Source organism: Psychroserpens jangbogonensis, from assembly GCF_000797465.1.
Lineage (GTDB): Bacteria > Bacteroidota > Bacteroidia > Flavobacteriales > Flavobacteriaceae > Psychroserpens > Psychroserpens jangbogonensis.
Genome location: NZ_JSWG01000011.1, coordinates 148,076 through 164,509 on the forward strand (window position 1 = coordinate 148,076; position 16,434 = coordinate 164,509).

Annotated in this window: 16 protein-coding genes; 10 read left to right on the forward strand and 6 right to left on the reverse strand. The window is 32.2% G+C overall.

Features of this window, described 5'->3' with window-relative positions; all coding sequences use genetic code 11:
* Window positions 1–30 precede the first annotated feature (30 nt).
* The 5 genes from RH81_RS11930 (at window position 31) to RH81_RS11950 (ending at window position 4,755) form a co-directional block, all read left to right on the forward strand.
* Window positions 31–861 (forward strand): M48 family metallopeptidase, encoded by an 831-nt coding sequence (locus RH81_RS11930; RefSeq protein ID WP_052172546.1) that lies wholly within the window; start codon window positions 31–33, stop codon window positions 859–861.
* Between the two features lie 60 nt (window positions 862–921).
* Window positions 922–2,220 carry an MFS transporter gene (locus RH81_RS11935; RefSeq protein WP_033960588.1) on the forward strand — a complete coding sequence of 433 codons (1,299 nt, stop codon included), beginning with the start codon at window positions 922–924 and terminating at the stop codon, window positions 2,218–2,220.
* Window positions 2,221–2,258: 38 nt separating this feature from the next.
* Window positions 2,259–3,053, forward strand: a complete 795-nt coding sequence (locus RH81_RS11940; protein WP_033960590.1) for a hypothetical protein — start codon at window positions 2,259–2,261, stop codon at window positions 3,051–3,053.
* Window positions 3,054–3,187: 134 nt separating this feature from the next.
* Window positions 3,188–3,790 carry a hypothetical protein gene (locus RH81_RS11945; RefSeq protein WP_033960591.1) on the forward strand — a complete coding sequence of 201 codons (603 nt, stop codon included), beginning with the start codon at window positions 3,188–3,190 and terminating at the stop codon, window positions 3,788–3,790.
* 128 nt (window positions 3,791–3,918) lie between these two features.
* Window positions 3,919–4,755 carry a hypothetical protein gene (locus RH81_RS11950; protein WP_033960592.1) on the forward strand — a complete coding sequence of 279 codons (837 nt, stop codon included), beginning with the start codon at window positions 3,919–3,921 and terminating at the stop codon, window positions 4,753–4,755.
* Between the two features lie 72 nt (window positions 4,756–4,827).
* On the opposite strand, the gene RH81_RS11955 is transcribed toward RH81_RS11950, so the two are convergent.
* From RH81_RS11955 to RH81_RS11970, 4 genes are all read right to left on the reverse strand, one after another.
* Complete coding sequence (locus RH81_RS11955) at window positions 4,828–5,544, reverse strand: head GIN domain-containing protein (protein ID WP_033960593.1); 717 nt, start codon at window positions 5,542–5,544, stop codon at window positions 4,828–4,830.
* A gap of 20 nt (window positions 5,545–5,564) precedes the next feature.
* Window positions 5,565–6,662 (reverse strand): hypothetical protein, encoded by a 1,098-nt coding sequence (locus tag RH81_RS11960; RefSeq protein ID WP_033960595.1) that lies wholly within the window; start codon window positions 6,660–6,662, stop codon window positions 5,565–5,567.
* Between the two features lie 68 nt (window positions 6,663–6,730).
* Window positions 6,731–7,294, reverse strand: coding sequence for a hypothetical protein (locus RH81_RS11965; protein WP_033960596.1), 564 nt, complete (start codon window positions 7,292–7,294; stop codon window positions 6,731–6,733).
* Between the two features lie 10 nt (window positions 7,295–7,304).
* Window positions 7,305–7,862 carry an RNA polymerase sigma factor gene (locus RH81_RS11970; protein ID WP_033960597.1) on the reverse strand — a complete coding sequence of 186 codons (558 nt, stop codon included), beginning with the start codon at window positions 7,860–7,862 and terminating at the stop codon, window positions 7,305–7,307.
* A gap of 230 nt (window positions 7,863–8,092) precedes the next feature.
* Between RH81_RS11970 and lon the strand changes: the two genes are divergently transcribed.
* The 4 genes from lon to cmk are packed head-to-tail and all read left to right on the forward strand — an operon-like array spanning window position 8,093 to window position 13,062.
* On the forward strand, window positions 8,093–10,546 hold the full coding sequence (lon, locus tag RH81_RS11975; protein ID WP_033960598.1) for an endopeptidase La: 2,454 nt from the start codon (window positions 8,093–8,095) through the stop codon (window positions 10,544–10,546).
* Complete coding sequence (locus tag RH81_RS17270; protein WP_033960599.1) at window positions 10,530–11,276, forward strand: lytic transglycosylase; 747 nt, start codon at window positions 10,530–10,532, stop codon at window positions 11,274–11,276. The genes lon and RH81_RS17270 overlap by 17 nt, the downstream gene beginning before the upstream one ends.
* 50 nt (window positions 11,277–11,326) lie before the next feature.
* Entirely contained in the window at window positions 11,327–12,346 is a 1,020-nt protein-coding gene (gene porQ / locus RH81_RS11985) for a type IX secretion system protein PorQ (RefSeq protein ID WP_033960601.1), read from the forward strand.
* Window positions 12,346–13,062, forward strand: a complete 717-nt coding sequence (cmk, locus tag RH81_RS11990; protein ID WP_033960603.1) for a (d)CMP kinase — start codon at window positions 12,346–12,348, stop codon at window positions 13,060–13,062. Before porQ ends, cmk begins: the two co-directional genes overlap by 1 nt.
* A 41-nt stretch (window positions 13,063–13,103) precedes the next feature.
* Here the strand turns inward: cmk and RH81_RS11995 are convergent, their stop codons facing one another.
* Window positions 13,104–13,727 (reverse strand): hypothetical protein, encoded by a 624-nt coding sequence (locus RH81_RS11995; RefSeq protein ID WP_033960605.1) that lies wholly within the window; start codon window positions 13,725–13,727, stop codon window positions 13,104–13,106.
* A 114-nt stretch (window positions 13,728–13,841) separates the two neighbouring features.
* Complete coding sequence (locus RH81_RS12000) at window positions 13,842–14,222, reverse strand: LysM peptidoglycan-binding domain-containing protein (RefSeq protein WP_173424371.1); 381 nt, start codon at window positions 14,220–14,222, stop codon at window positions 13,842–13,844.
* 288 nt (window positions 14,223–14,510) lie between these two features.
* On the opposite strand from RH81_RS12000, the gene rpsA reads away from it, so the two are divergent.
* On the forward strand, window positions 14,511–16,370 hold the full coding sequence (gene rpsA / locus RH81_RS12005) for a 30S ribosomal protein S1 (protein WP_033960609.1): 1,860 nt from the start codon (window positions 14,511–14,513) through the stop codon (window positions 16,368–16,370).
* Window positions 16,371–16,434: the final 64 nt, after the last annotated feature.

Here is a 16,434-nt window from a genome sequence, read left to right on the forward strand (position 1 = left end):
TTTAGCTTATAATACTTAAAACCATTAACAATGAAATTTAAAAACACGATAATAGCATTCGGAACTTTAGTAATGTTCTTGTCTTGTGCTACAAATCCGCTAACAGGAAAAAAAACATTGGCATTTGTGTCAAATAGTCAAATATTTCCTTCTGCATTTGCGCAATACGATAAGTTTTTAACTGACAATAAAGTCGTTAATGGTACTTCTGATTCTGAAATGATTAAACGCGTTGGACAACGAATAGCGGTAGCTGCTGAACGTTGGTTAAATGCAAATGGACATGAAGGGTATTTAAAAGATTACCAATGGGAATATAATTTAGTTAACGATAATACGGTAAATGCTTGGTGTATGCCAGGAGGAAAGATCGTGTTTTACACAGGAATCTTACCTATAGCACAAAATGAAACAGGAGTAGCAGCAATTATGGGACATGAAGTTGCTCATGCACTTGCTAATCATGGTCAACAACGAATGAGTGCTGCTTATATTCAGCAAGGGTTGGCCGTTGCTGGAAATGTAGCTATTCAAGATGAGCAAACTAGAAGTATTTTTAATCAATCGTATGGTATTGGTTCAAATGTGTTAGGAATGCTCCCTTTTAGTAGAAGTCACGAATCTCAATCTGATGAATTCGGATTAACATTAATGGCAATTGCTGGTTATAACCCAGATGAAGCTGCAGAATTATGGAAACGAATGAAAGCCAATAGTGGAGGACAAGCACCACCTGAATTTTTGAGTACACACCCTTCTAACGATACACGTATTTCCAATTTGCAAGGTTGGGCTCCTAAATCTAAAGCAGAAGCTAAAAAGTTTGGAGTAACGTCTTTTAGACCATTAGGAGAGTTTTAATATTTAGTTCTTAAAAAATATCTTATTTTAGAAGCTGCTTACTTAAAAGCAGCTTTTTTTATGGAACACTTACAAAGAGGCAGTAAAAAACTGCTAAATGCTTGGGCATTTTTTGACTGGGCAAATTCGGTATATACACTTACCATTGCATCTTCAATATTTCCAATATTTTATTCGGCTTTATTTATCTCTCAAACCGATAAAACAGTTGAAGCTTTTGGAATGATTTTTAAAAGCACAGCATTAATTACTTATGTCACTGCATTTACATTTTTGGTGGTTTCTGTGACTTCACCTATACTTTCAGGTATTGCAGATTACGTAGGTAATAAAAAGAATTTCATGAAGTTCTTTTGTTATGTTGGCGCAGCTGGATGTATTGGATTGTATTGGTTTAGTATTGAAAATATTCATTTAAGTCTCTTGTTTTACTTTATGGGTTTAATAGGGTATTGGGGAAGTTTAGTGTTTTATAATTCATATTTACCTGATATAGCATTTCCTGAACAGCAAGATAGTATAAGCGCTAAAGGATTTAGCATGGGTTATATAGGCAGCGTAATTCTTTTATTACTTAACCTGTTTATGGTAATGAGCCAAGAAACTGGAGCAGAGAAAATGCAAATGATGCGTTACTCTTTTGTAACAGTTGGTTTATGGTGGATAGTCTTTAGTCAATACACATTTTATATTCTTCCTAAAGGAGTTTCCAATGGTCATAAAGTTACCAAAGCGGTTGTGTTTAATGGTTTAAAAGAATTAAAACTTGTTTGGTTACAACTGAAGCAAAACTTAAGACTTAAGCGATATTTAGTTGCTTTTTTCGTTTTTAGTATGGCTGTACAAACAATAATGCTGGTTGCAGTTTATTTTGGTGAAGAAGAAATAGCTTGGGGAAGTTCTGATGCTAAAACACAAGGTTTAATAGTTAGCATTTTGGTAATTCAGTTGGTAGCAGTTCTTGGTGCCTTTTTGACTTCCAGAGCCTCTTCAAAATTTGGAAACATACAAACACTGATTGTCATAAACTTCATATGGATGTCCTTGTGCGTCTATGCGTATTTTATGCAAACACCAATTCAGTTTTATATTGCAGCATCATTAGTTGGATTAGTAATGGGAGGAATACAATCGTTATCAAGATCTACATATTCAAAATTCTTACCAGATACAGAAGACACAACATCGTATTTTAGTTTCTACGATGTAGCTGAAAAAATTGGTATTGTAATTGGAATGGTGATTTTTGCTACCATAGATCAAATAACAGGAAGTATGAGGAATGCAATCTTGTTTTTATTTGTATTTTTCTTAGTAGGAATATTTTTACTCTTTAGGGTTCCTAAGGAAAGTAAATAATCCTTATGTTTGTCTGAACAAATTTCAAATTTTATATCATGAAAAAACTAAATTTTATTTTTAGCCTACTAGCTATATGTTTAATGCTTAATTGCGATAGCGATTCTTCCTCAGATGATGGAGATGATCCTAGCGATTGTGATGTAGTCACACTAGCAGCTGCAGAGGCATTAGCAGATTTTAATGACGCTAATGAACTAAATTTTACTCAAAGATGTATCGCTTATAAAGCTGCATTAGAAAACGTAAAACAAGAGTGTGGAGATGAGACTGGAAATATTCAATTATTAATTGATAATTTAGGAGATTGTACACAAAGTAGTAACGGTCCTATTCAAGCATTAATGACGGCTAATATTGCTGGTGAACAGTTTAATGTGATGAAACCAAATGGATTCAATTTTTTTAATAAAGCCATAGGTATAGTAACTTACTCATATTTTAGTGATGAAGATTATATTCGTATTCAAGGAAATACTACTTACCAAACTATTAATCCAACAGAATTTACTAAAGAGATTACAATATGGATTCCACAAAGTAGTTGGAGTGAAGGAACATATAATTTAGGAGATGATGTTGTAGACTTTTTTGATAGTGGTGTTACACCAACACCTCATTACAATATTGTTTACTTTAATAATGATGATTATCCACAAGCTTTTGAAAATGAAGGAACCATCACTATTACTGAGTTTAATTTGGCTGACCGCATTATTAGAGGAACATTTGAGTTTACATTTATGCGATCAGGTAATAACGGAGATATTGGTCCATTTGATTGTATGAATGGTACTTTTGATTACTCTTTAGATGATGACTATTTTGATTAATTATTTATAAAGAATTTAAGAAGCCACTATTTTGCATAGTGGCTTTTTTATGTAATGAATCTATAGGATGTACTTTTAAATAAAACCTTTAAAATAAATTAGTATGTTTGTACAAACCCAATTATACGTATACAATGAAAAAATTAGGAATTTTATTTTCGATCTTCATGTTATTAACCGCCTTTACTTGTGAAAATGAACCTTTAGAAGGCGATTTTGTGAGTGAAGAAATAGATAACAATGATAATAACAATAATAATGCTTCGCTTGTCGGAACTTGGGCTTTGGTCGAATTTAATGCAGATATTACATCTACCACAACTTTTGATGGTGGAGAGTTTGTTTTAGATTTTTCAACAGAACTAGTGTCAGCTGATTACAATCTAGTGTTTACAGAAACTGATTATACCGTTTCAGGAGATTATGAACTTATGTCTACTACTATTGTAAATGGTGAATTAAATGATAGTTATACTGATGCCTATACTGATGTTTTTGGAGAAGGAGTGTATAGTACAAATGGGAATGTTATGACTATTAATGGATCTTTTCTTGATTTTGAAGTTGATGGCATGCCAGCAGCTGTAGATGATGTAGATCAAGACGCTGATTTTACATTAAGTGCAGATGGTCAAACACTGACTTTTTTCCAAGATGAGGAGCAACTTCAAGAAGATAATAATTTAGATGCGAGTACGGTTATAAATTCATCTTCGGTATGGCAAAAATTGGAATAGAATTAAACAACATAAATTATAAAAAAAGATCAGAGTTTTCTCTGGTCTTTTTTTATATATAACCATAATCAAATATAGAGTTTGTTGGAAATTAGTATGTTTGCATAAACCTATATTATACTTATATAATGAAAAAAATATCATTTCTATTTTCAATATTCATTCTTCTTACAGCGTTCACATGTGAAGATGAACCTTTAGAGGGCGATTTTGTAACTGATACTGAGCTTTCTTGCGAAATAGCTGCTTTGAATACTCAAGATGCAGCAATTGCGTTTTTAGCTGTTACAGAGGAGACATATGCTGAATTATGTACAGCGTACAGAAACGCTTTAATCGTTCAAATACAATTTTGTGGTGATCCAGATGGAACTTTACAAATTCAAATTGATAGTTTAGGAGATTGTGGAGTCGTTATTTCGGATCCTTGTGAAGCAGCAACTGCGGCAACTACTGCAGCAGAAACTGTCTATAATGCAGATACTTCTAATACTGATTTATGTAATGCCTATAAAGCAGCTTTACAAAACAAAATAACAGTTTGTGGAGATACAAATGGAAGTATGCAAGCTATAATTGATGGATTGGGAGATTGTACTCCAACAAATACATCTGGTACTTTAAGTGTAACTGCTGGAACATTAAATATCCAATTTATTACAAATAGTGTTGCTTTAAACTCAGGATTAGTTATTGTTAATGGTAGTAATACTGAACAAGGAGCTAATTACCATGTATATTTTGAAGTATCAGAAGGTACTACTGGAGTAGATGTAATGCAAAATTTTAAATTAACCTTAATTGGAGGCGATTTTTTTCCAAATACTGATGGTTTTGACGATTTTACTAATAATATTACTGTAAATTCAGGAGGTGTAATTCAAGGAACATTTGGTGGCATTGTTACTAGAACAGATGGAGCCGATTTAAACTTAGCTCAAGGTATAGTGGATTTATCTTATTAAAATATAAAAAGCAAAAAAAAAGCCACAAACTTCAATTTGAAGTTTGTGGCTTTTTCGTTTTAGTTGTTGTGTCTAGTTGCTAATGCTTCCAGAACCAGCAACTTTAGTATCTTCCGTTTTTGGGTTTCCTCTGTATTCAATATCACCCGAACCTGAAACTCTAGCTTTTAAACTTTCATTACTTACAACTTCGGCATCTCCAGAACCTGCAACAGCAACTACTGTATGATTAGACTGTAAATTAAATCCATGAAAATCTCCAGAACCTGCTACTTTAGCTTCAAGCTTGTTTGTATTTCCTTTTAAAGTTAAATCACCAGAACCTGCTACTTTACCTTCAGTATTGGTAGCTGCAATGTTTAAAACAATATCACCTGAACCTGCTAATGCAACTTCTAAATTTGTTGAGGTAATGACATCTTCATTCCATAAATCACCAGAACCAGCAAGCGATACATTGCTAATGTCTTTAAAAGGAATTGTAATTTTTATAGTTTTATTATTACTTGGTTTAAGGTTGACATTCTTTTTTGTTTTTATAATAAGATTGTTGTCTTTGATTTCAGTAATCACATATTGTAATAAGTTTTCTTCACCTTCAATTGTAATTTTCCCTTCAGTACCTGCAACTAAAACATAATCAAATGAACCAGCGCATTTAATGCCATCATAGTCAGCTGTTGATCTTGTAGTTGTTGTCATTTTTCCATTCCCTTTTATATTCTTGTTTCCAGCATAACTAAATGTGATACAAAATAAAAGTGCAGTAAGTAAGATTGATGTTTTCATTATTGATTTTTTTTAATTGATTATTGATTTTTTTTGAATGTTACGCTTCCGTATTCAGATTTGATTCTAATCATATTTCCGCTATTTGAATTTCCGTAGTAACCTAGATAGTATTTGTCTGAAGATTCAATACGTTTTTTTGTAAACTCAAAGTGATCAGCATCTCTTAAGGACGCATACTCTAAATCGATATCAAAATTGAATGCATAATCAGAATCGTAGCCAATAGTGATGCCACAGTAATCTGATTCTATTTCAATATTCCCAGCGTTTGCTGCCATTTTACCAATTTTTATAGAACCGTAATCTGCTTTGATATTTACATTTTTATAAATAGTTCCTAGTCTTAGGGTTAAATAATCGCCATTACCTTCAACATTGTTAGCGTTATTAACTTTCATTGATCCATAATCACAATTGTAAGAGACGTTTTCTGCTAATTCAATTTCTGATTTTGAATAATCTGCATTGATGTCTAGTGATTTAGTCTTTCCTACCGTGAATCCACTATAATCTGCATTTATACTACCACTTTTAATATATTCAAAATAAGAGTTATTAGTATAGTCAAACTTAATATCATTGTTATCAGCCATTAATTCTTTAGTCGTAATTTTCCCATAGTCACAATTAATTTCAGCTCGACCTTCAAGTTTATCAAGTGTAATACTTCCATAATCATTATTCAAGTCAACGTTATTGGTAATTGGAAGCTTGATAATGTAATTAATAGACATATTCACATTATTGTTTTTTCCCCAATTCCACCAAGATTTAGATTTTCCTTTGCTAAAAATTGTTTTAGCCATTACTGATGAAGATGATGCATTAAATTCTACTTCAATGTCATCAATTTTGTCTTGTACTTTTTCGATATCATCACCATTGGTTTTAATATGTACTTCAATACTAATTGTTGAGCCTTCATAAGTAACAATATCAATGTTACCATAGCTATTGTCTACTTTTAGAGTTGCATCGCTAGATACAGAAAACTCTTTTGTAATTGTTTTTTCTTTAGTGTGTTTGCCAGACCAACTTTTTGAGTTGCCTGCAAATACTAATGTTGGAACTAGTATAAAAGCAAACAGTAATTTGTATAGTAATTGTGTTTTCATGATAATTGTGATTTGTATTCCATTATAGTTGTAACTGTTCAGGAACGTTTTTTGTTGATTTTTAATTTTTATAATGTATTCTGATTGGATTCATTGCTCTTAAATTCTTTGACTTCCTTTATGTTTTCTAAAACATTTTCTAAAACATTAATTCTACTTTGGAAGTTTGAAATCATTGCGTAAACAACACGGTTGTCATCACCAGAATCCGTAAGATCTTTTTTAAGTTTTTCATAATTCCCTTCTAAAACAAATAGTTGTTTTAAAGCATCATTAATCAATTCTTCAGTTTCTGGACTGCGTTCAGTTTCAAGGGTTGCTAATTCATTTTGAATTGCTAGCGTAAAAAAGTCTTGAGTTCTAGATAGTTCTGGAGACACATTCGCCAAATCTTTTAAGTCTGGTTCCTGTTGTTGCATAAATGTAAATATGCTAAAACATAATACCAGAGACGCTGCAACAGCTAAGAAAGGTTTCCAGTAACTTGATTTTTGTTGAGTACTATTAACAGCTATTGTATTTTGCTGATTAAGCTTTTCTAAAAATCGATTTTGATGACCAGAGTTTGGCATATCAATATCAAACTCATTTTCAAGTCTTCCAAAAAGTGTATCAATATTATCTTTTTCCATGTTAATCGTATTAAGAGGCCATAGGCTCTAATTTTTTCCTCAAGCTTTCTTTAGCTCGTGAAATTAATGTTCTACAATTGGCGTTAGTTATGTTCATGATTTCACATATTTCCTCATAATCATAGCCTTCTATCAAATGTAATGTCAATCCCATTCTGTAAGTATCTTTAAGAGACTTCATAGTTTCTAAAACGCGATTCACTTTCATGTTTGAAATGTCATCAGTTTCTATTATTCCAGAATGATCTTCAACTTTATAAAGCACATTATCTAAAGGGACATCTTCATATTTATTATTCTTTTTATAATGATAAATACTATTGTTTATTACGATGCGTTTTAACCAGGATCCAAATGTTTTAATCTCTTTAAGACTATCCAACTTTGTGAAAGCGGTTAAAAACGAATCTTGCATGATGTCCTCGGCCTCGAAACTGTCTTTAACAATTCTGAATGCCGTGTTATACATTGCTTTGTAATATCTGTTATAGACTTCCATTTGCGCATGCTGGTCGCCAGATTTACAAAGCTGCAGTAACTGCTCTATATTTTGATTGGTTAGTGTCAAAAAACAAATGCTTTATTATAGAGATGAAATAGTAATTGAATTGTTACACTTTTAATAAAAAAAGTTTTTAATTTTATGAAGCTTAATGGCATAACTATTGGAATTAGATAAAGGTATATAATTACTTTTACATTGTAAACAATTGATATACAATGTTAAATGTGATTATTTGAATAATTATAAATCGATAAGTTCTGTTGTTTTAATGACAGAATGACTAAAAAAATATTATGGCGAAGTCTAATTTCTTAAAGCTTGACAGTTTGTCATTTCAGGATTTTGATGAAAATTCAGAATTAATTCCTTTAATGACACCTGAAGATGAAGCAGAAATAAATAATGAAACCCTTCCTGATTCATTACCAATATTACCATTGCGTAATACGGTTTTATTTCCTGGAGTTGTAATTCCTATTACAGCAGGTAGAGATAAATCTATCAAACTAATTAATGATGCTAATAAAGGCAGCAAGGTAATTGGAGTAGTTTCTCAAAAAGATGAAAATATCGAAGATCCAACAGGAAAAGATATTTTCCAAAAAGGTACTGTTGCTCGTATATTGAAGGTTCTTAAAATGCCTGATGGTAATACAACAATTATCATACAAGGAAAAAAGCGTTTTGAAATTCAAGATGTTATTTCTGAAGACCCTTATTTAACCGCTACTGTAAAGGATGTTCCTGAAGCGAAACCAGCTGTTGATAATGAAGAGTTTTCTGCTATTATTGAATCTATTAAAGATTTGTCTCTTCAAATTATAAAAGACAGTCCTAATATTCCAACAGAAGCGTCATTTGCTATAAAGAACATTGAGAGTAATTCGTTTTTGGTAAATTTTGTGTCTTCTAATATGAATCTTTCTGTAAAGCAGAAGCAAGAATTATTAGAAATTAATGACTTAAAGGAACGTGCACTTGCTACTTTGAAATTCATGAATGTTGAACTTCAGAAATTGGAGCTCAAAAATGATATTCAGTCTAAGGTTCAAAGTGATATGAATCAGCAGCAACGTGAGTATTTCTTACATCAACAGATGAAAACTATTCAAGAAGAACTTGGAGGTGGTGTGTCTTCTGGTGAAGAAATTGAAGAGATGCGTCTTCGTGCTAAAAAGAAAAAGTGGAATGATACAGTTTCAGAACATTTTGATAAAGAACTATCAAAAATGCAACGTATGAATCCTCAAGTAGCTGAGTATTCTATTCAACGAAACTATTTGGACTTATTCTTAGATCTTCCATGGGATGATTTCAGTATAGATAAATTCGATTTAAAACGAGCAATGCGAATCTTAGATCGTGATCATTATGGATTAGATGATGTTAAAAAACGGATCATAGAATACCTCGCAGTTTTAAAATTGCGTAACGATATGAAATCCCCTATTCTTTGTTTATATGGACCTCCAGGAGTTGGTAAAACCTCTTTAGGGAAGTCTATAGCTGAAGCTTTAGGACGAAAGTATGTACGTATGTCTTTAGGTGGTTTAAGAGATGAAGCTGAAATTAGAGGACATCGTAAAACGTATATAGGTGCTATGCCAGGAAGAATCATTCAGAGCTTGAAGAAAGCCGGAACATCAAATCCTGTCTTTGTTTTAGATGAAATTGATAAGCTTTCAAATTCACATCAAGGTGATCCTTCTTCTGCGTTATTAGAAGTATTAGACCCAGAACAAAATAATGAATTCCATGATAACTTCCTTGAAATGGGATTTGATTTGTCTAAAGTGATGTTTATTGCTACTTCTAATAGTTTAAATACCATTCAACCAGCATTATTAGATCGAATGGAGATTATTAATGTTACAGGTTATACAATTGAAGAAAAAGTGGAGATAGGAAAACGTCATTTACTTCCGAAGCAATTAAAAGAACATGGTTTAACAGACAAACATTTAAAAATTGCTAAGCCTCAATTAGAAAAGATTGTTGAAGGTTACACTAGAGAATCAGGTGTGCGTGGTTTAGAAAAGCAAATAGCAAAAATGGTGCGTCATGCTGCCAAGAATATTGCTATGGAAGAAGAATATAACCTTAAAGTGACAAATAAAGATGTTATTGATGTCTTAGGTCCACCAAGATTAGAGCGCGATAAATATGAAAACAATAACGTAGCTGGAGTTGTTACTGGATTAGCTTGGACTCGTGTTGGAGGTGATATTTTATTTATTGAGTCTATTTTATCAAAAGGAAAAGGAAATCTTACGATTACTGGAAACTTAGGTAAAGTAATGAAAGAGTCGGCAACTATTGCTATGGAATATATCAAAGCGAATGCCGATGAATTTGGCATAAATCCAGATATTTTTGGTAAGTATAATGTACATATTCACGTGCCAGAAGGAGCAACACCTAAAGATGGCCCAAGTGCTGGTGTGACTATGTTAACTAGTTTAGTATCTTTGTTTACACAACGTAAAGTGAAAAATAGTTTAGCCATGACTGGAGAGATTACTTTAAGAGGTAAAGTGTTACCAGTAGGCGGAATTAAAGAAAAGATATTAGCAGCTAAACGTGCTAGAATTAAAGAGATTTTACTTTGTGAAGATAATAGGAGAGATATAGAAGAAATTAAGCCTGAATATTTGAAAGGGTTAAAGTTTCACTATGTTAAGGAGATGAGTGATGTTGTAAAATTTGCATTAACAAATCAAAAAGTAAAAAATGCTAAAAAACTTTAAGGTACTGGCTATGGTTTTTGTTGTAATTGCTTCATGTTTTGAAGCTACTGCTCAAACCGATACTTTTAAAGATGTGCTTTTGGACGGCAAACCAGCAAAACTGAATTTGGTAACTGGAGAAATAACTTTTACTAATGGAGAGATTGCTAAATCTAGAAGCGCTAAAAAAATTAAAGATTCAGTTCTAGATACGCGTACGGAAATAAAGACTAATTTAATTAAAGATATGTCTGTTGTTTCTGACAATGCTCAAAATGTAGCGACTGTAGATTCTGTCAATTTAGTAGTCGACAAAGTTGAAGATTCTATGCAAATGACAGAATCTAAAACACCTGAACAGACGAATAGCTCGTCAGAAGCTAACGATTATAAGGTTTCTACTGATGTAATGACCAGTACATCCGATTTTCATATGGTTAAAGAAGGTGAAAATCTATATCTGTTAGCAAAACGGTATAATACGAGTTTAGGTCAACTAAAGAGTGCAAATGATTTAGAAACGACTCTCATAAAAGTCGGTGAGACCTTAAGAGTTAGAAATTTTGAATCATTAGAGGAGCCTTCAAATATCGTTTGGGTCGTTTCAAAAGGTGACACATTATATAATATTGCAAAGCGTAATAACACTACAGTTGATGACATAAAAAATGAAAATAGTTTGTCAAACAATTTAATCAAAATTGGACAAGAACTTCAGTTAAATCAGAATTCAACTCTTTCAAAAAAATAAAAAGGACAACTTGTCGTTTTAAGATAGAATTATTTACTTTGCAAACTTATATGCTAAAGAAAATTACCACATTTATTTGTCTTTTGACGACCTCTACATTTTTCGCACAAGTAGGAGGTGAGTCTACATTTCAATTTTTAAATTTGGTGTCTTCTCCTCGTCAAGCAGCTCTTGGAGGTAAGGTTATAACCAATTACGATTATGATGTTACTAGTGGCTTATTCAATCCTGCAAGTATAAATGCAGAAATGGACAATCAATTGGCTGTAAATTATTCAAGTTATTTAGGAGGTATAAGTTATGGAACGGCTGCATATGCATATACTTGGGATAGACATGTACAAACCTTGCATATAGGAATGACATATATCAACTATGGAGAGTTTGATGGTTATGATCAAAATGGAGTATCTACAGGAACCTTTACTGGTAATGAAGCGGCATTGTCAGCAGGTTATGCGTATCAAATTCCATTTACTGATTTTTTTGTGGGTGCAAACCTCAAAATGATTACGTCTAAATTAGAACAATATAATTCTATAGGTGTTGCAGCCGACTTAGGAGCGATGTATATTAATGAGAAGTTAGATTTTCATGCAGCATTAAGTATTAGAAATTTAGGTACTCAAATAGTAACTTATGCTGGACTTAATGAAAAGTTGCCTTTAGAGATTTCATTAGGTTTATCACAAACACTAGAAAATGTACCTTTGCGTTGGCATTTAACCTTCGAGAATTTACAGAAGTGGCCATTATCTTTTGCCAATCCAGCAAGGGCAACAACAGATTTAGATGGAAATCAAACTCAAGAAGAGGTTGGTTTTTTAAATGAAGTAATGCGTCATACTGTAATTGGAGCAGAATTATTTCCTGAACGTGGATTTAGTTTGAGATTAGGTTATAACTTTAGAAGAGCTGAAGAATTACGCTTGGAAGAACAACGTAATTTCTCAGGATTATCTTTTGGGATTGGAATTAAATTAAATAAAATGCGATTTAGTTATACGCATGCTAGATATACAAGTGCTTCGAACACTAGTTTCTTCGGACTACAAATTGATTTACGATAATGCATAAAATAACAATAGCAATAGACGGATTTTCTTCAACTGGAAAAAGTACAGTCGCTAAACGATTAGCCAAAGCTTTAGGCTACGTCTATGTCGATTCTGGAGCTATGTATCGAGCTGTGACTTTCTACGCTATGCAAAACGGTTTGATAGAAAAAGATTGTTTTGATAAAGAACAACTTATAGAACAACTGGATAATATTCAAATTAGTTTTAAATTCAATGCTGATTTAGGTTTTGCTGAAGTGTACCTCAATGGCCAAAATATTGAGAAGAATATACGGACGCTCGAAGTCTCTCAATTTGTTAGTCAAGTAGCAACAGTTTCAAAAGTGAGAGAACAATTGGTGTTACAGCAACAAAACTTTGGCAAACATAAAGGTGTTGTTATGGATGGTCGTGATATTGGAACAGTTGTATTTACTGATGCCGAATTAAAACTATTTATGACAGCTTCCGCAGAAAAAAGAGCAAAACGTCGTTATGACGAACTCATTGAAAGAGGCGATGATGTGAGTTTTGAAGCGGTTTTAAATAACGTTCAATCACGAGATCATATAGACTCTACTAGAGAAGATTCACCATTAACAATGGCAGAAGATGCTATTAAGGTTGATAATTCTAATTTGACCTTAGATGAGCAATTTGAATTTATTTTCAAACTTTCTGAAGATAAAATACAATCACTTTATAAAAAAAATGATTCTGCCTACTAACTTATAAAAGTGATAAAATTGTTCTTGTAGACCGGACGTAATTATTCTATTATTCGCATTGCGCTTCCATCATCATCTATAGAAAGTCTTCCTTTTCCATTTTCAATATAATAACCACTAGGGTTTCCCATATTATCTAACATAATTACAGCATCTTCTGCTTCTGAAATTCCATCTTCAGTAATTATACCAGAAATAGCGTATAATATAATTGCTGTGTTGTCGTCTATTGTTGTAGATAATTTGATATATGCTGAGAATTCATTTCCATTTCCGGAGTAGAATGTATCTGTGACGTCTCCAAAATCACTTCCTGCATTATTAGTATTACTAAATGTAAATGTTCTGTTTTCAGGATTTAGATTAGAAAATTCATAAGTGTTATCACTAAAAAGATATCCGATTTCAAATAAATCTCCTGGAATATTTGAAGACTTGAAAGCATGTGGAGTATATAAGAAATTCCCAGAAATATTTGGAGTATCATTACCATCCCTAAACGTGTAGCCTAACTCTACTAAAGTGGCAATGAGGTCTGGTGTCACAAAATTTTCAACAAGCTGTTGAATGTCATCTTCATCATCTTCTGAACTGTCATCGTCTTTGCTGCAAGAGATTGTAGAGATAATTAAAAGGGATAAAAAAATAAATTTTAAATGTTTCATGATACTGTTTTTTTGGATTAGTTATACCATGCCATCGTAAGACTAATAAAACATCATCATGAAACATAAAAAAAGCGACCATTGGTCGCCTTTTTTATAACTCTTTATCCGTTTTTAAGATAAATTAGGAATGATTAATTCTTGATCAGGATGAATTAAATCAGGGTTTTTAAGAATATCAGAATTCGCTGCAAAAATTTCTTTATACTTCATTGGATCTCCAAAATAATGCTTTGCAATTTTACCTAAAGTTTCACCACTTTTAACAGTGTGTCTATGATATACCGATAAGTCAGCAACTTTTATGTCTGCCATTATATCAGATGGGTTATCTCCTCCAGCTTCTTTGATGCTATCCCATAATAAGTTTTTCTCGTATTGTGTTTTTGCAGTCCCAGTAACTTTTAATACGCCATTTTCTTCTTTCACATCACCATTCTCGATGTTTAATGTTTGTCCTAAGTCTAATACGCTTTGGTATTTTGATCTTACCATAATAATTTGTGTTTTTAATTTAGTGTTAATACTATTGTAAATATACCAAATTATGTACCAAAAATTTAAAGACCTTTACGCGATTTTTGAATAATTTTATATTCTGAAATTCAATTAGTTAGACTATTGTTCTTTTATTTTGTTTTATAGTAAATAAAGTGTATTTTTGCACTCCTTTTAGCGAGATATAGATAGATAAAAGGAATAAATCATAACAAAAAATAACGCTTCTGTGTGTTATCGCTTAATTCTTTCTAAGCATACAGAATACAAATTTTAATTCAGCACATGTCTGAAAAAGAAACTAAACAAGCTGAGGTAGAAACTACTGAAGCGACAACTGTTGAAACTACAGAAACACAAACAGTTGAGACTCCAAAAGTATCTGAGTCACAAGCAAATCCTGAAAAATTCTTAAAAGATTTTAACTGGCACAACTACGAAGAAGGTATCGATCAAGTTGACGATGAGCAATTAGTAGAATTCGAAAAACTAGTAGCAGAAAATTTCGTTGATACACTAAATGACGAAGTTGTAGAAGGTGAAGTTATTCATATTTCTGATAGAGATGCTATCATTGATATCAATGCTAAGTCTGAAGGTGTAATTTCTCTTAATGAGTTCCGTTACAATCCAGATCTTAAAGTTGGTGACAAAGTAGAAGTATTAATTGATGTTCGTGAAGACGCAACTGGTCAATTAGTATTATCACACAGAAAAGCAAGAGTAATCAAAGCTTGGGATCGTGTAAATAGTGCACATGATACAGGTGAAATCGTAAATGGTTTTGTGAAATGCAGAACTAAAGGTGGTATGATCGTTGACGTATTTGGTATTGAAGCATTCTTACCAGGTTCTCAAATTGATGTGAAGCCTATTAGAGATTACGATCAATATGTAAATAAAACTATGGAATTTAAAGTTGTGAAAATCAACCACGAATTCAAAAACATAGTTGTATCTCATAAAGCTTTAATTGAAGCTGATATTGAAGAACAGAAAAAAGAAATCATTGGTCAATTAGAAAAAGGTCAAGTATTAGAAGGTACAGTTAAGAATATTACTTCTTATGGTGTATTTATTGATCTTGGTGGAGTTGACGGATTAATTCACATTACTGACTTATCATGGTCAAGAATTAATCATCCAAATGAAATCGTAGAATTAGATCAAAAACTTAATGTTGTAATCTTAGACTTTGATGAAGATAAGTCTAGAATTCAATTAGGTCTTAAACAATTAAGCAAACATCCTTGGGAAGCATTAGGTGAAACTGTAAAAGTTGGCGATAATGTAAAAGGAAAAGTTGTTGTTATAGCTGATTATGGTGCTTTTGTTGAAGTAGAAGAAGGTGTAGAAGGATTAGTTCACGTAAGTGAAATGTCTTGGTCAACACATTTACGTTCTGCTCAAGATTTTGTATCTGTTGGTGATGTAATCGAAGCTCAAATCTTAACTCTTGATAGAGAAGATCGTAAAATGTCTCTTGGTATTAAGCAATTAACACCAGATCCATGGACAGATATTACAAGCAAGTATCCTGTAGGTTCTAAACACACAGGTATTGTACGTAACTTTACAAACTTTGGTGTATTTGTTGAATTAGAAGAAGGTATCGACGGATTGATTTATATCTCAGATTTATCTTGGACTAAGAAAATCAAGCATCCTAGTGAATTCTGTAACGTAGGTGATAACTTAGATGTTGTCGTATTAGAATTAGATGTTGAAGGACGTAAATTATCTTTAGGTCATAAACAAACTACTGATAATCCTTGGGACAAATACGAAACTGAATTTGCTTTAGGTACAATTCATACTGCTGCCATTGGTGAAATCGTTGATAAAGGAGCTACAATTGATTTTAACGAAGATATCGTTGCCTTTGTTCCTTCACGTCACTTAGAAAAAGAAGACGGTAAGAAAGTAGCTAAAGGAGAATCTGCAGAGTTTAAAATTATTGAATTCAATAAAGAATTTAAACGTGTAGTCGCTTCTCATACTGCAATCTTCAAAGAAGAAGAAATGGCAAATGTGAAAGCAGCTGTTAAGAAACAAGAGACGCAAGCAGCAGAAGCAAAACCAACTTTAGGTGATGCTAATGAAGCTTTACAAGCTCTTAAAGATAAATTGGACGGGAAAAAATAATTCCTTGAATTTTTAAATATTAAAAAGCCTTTCAGAAATGAAAGGCTTTTTTGTTTCTATAATA

Excerpts from the sequence above, each read along its gene's own strand:
- RH81_RS11930 (WP_052172546.1), top strand. The coding sequence starts at position 31 with ATGAAATTTAAAAACACGATAATAGCATTCGGAACTTTAGTAATGTTC.
- RH81_RS11935 (WP_033960588.1), top strand. The coding sequence starts at position 922 with ATGGAACACTTACAAAGAGGCAGTAAAAAACTGCTAAATGCTTGGGCA.
- RH81_RS11940 (WP_033960590.1), top strand. The coding sequence starts at position 2,259 with ATGAAAAAACTAAATTTTATTTTTAGCCTACTAGCTATATGTTTAATG.
- RH81_RS11945 (WP_033960591.1), top strand. The coding sequence starts at position 3,188 with ATGAAAAAATTAGGAATTTTATTTTCGATCTTCATGTTATTAACCGCC.
- RH81_RS11950 (WP_033960592.1), top strand. The coding sequence starts at position 3,919 with ATGAAAAAAATATCATTTCTATTTTCAATATTCATTCTTCTTACAGCG.
- RH81_RS11955 (WP_033960593.1), bottom strand. The coding sequence starts at position 5,544 with ATGAAAACATCAATCTTACTTACTGCACTTTTATTTTGTATCACATTT.
- RH81_RS11960 (WP_033960595.1), bottom strand. The coding sequence starts at position 6,662 with ATGAAAACACAATTACTATACAAATTACTGTTTGCTTTTATACTAGTT.
- RH81_RS11965 (WP_033960596.1), bottom strand. The coding sequence starts at position 7,294 with ATGGAAAAAGATAATATTGATACACTTTTTGGAAGACTTGAAAATGAG.
- lon (WP_033960598.1), top strand. The coding sequence starts at position 8,093 with ATGGCGAAGTCTAATTTCTTAAAGCTTGACAGTTTGTCATTTCAGGAT.
- RH81_RS17270 (WP_033960599.1), top strand. The coding sequence starts at position 10,530 with ATGCTAAAAAACTTTAAGGTACTGGCTATGGTTTTTGTTGTAATTGCT.
- porQ (WP_033960601.1), top strand. The coding sequence starts at position 11,327 with ATGCTAAAGAAAATTACCACATTTATTTGTCTTTTGACGACCTCTACA.
- cmk (WP_033960603.1), top strand. The coding sequence starts at position 12,346 with ATGCATAAAATAACAATAGCAATAGACGGATTTTCTTCAACTGGAAAA.
- RH81_RS11995 (WP_033960605.1), bottom strand. The coding sequence starts at position 13,727 with ATGAAACATTTAAAATTTATTTTTTTATCCCTTTTAATTATCTCTACA.
- RH81_RS12000 (WP_173424371.1), bottom strand. The coding sequence starts at position 14,222 with ATGGTAAGATCAAAATACCAAAGCGTATTAGACTTAGGACAAACATTA.
- rpsA (WP_033960609.1), top strand. The coding sequence starts at position 14,511 with ATGTCTGAAAAAGAAACTAAACAAGCTGAGGTAGAAACTACTGAAGCG.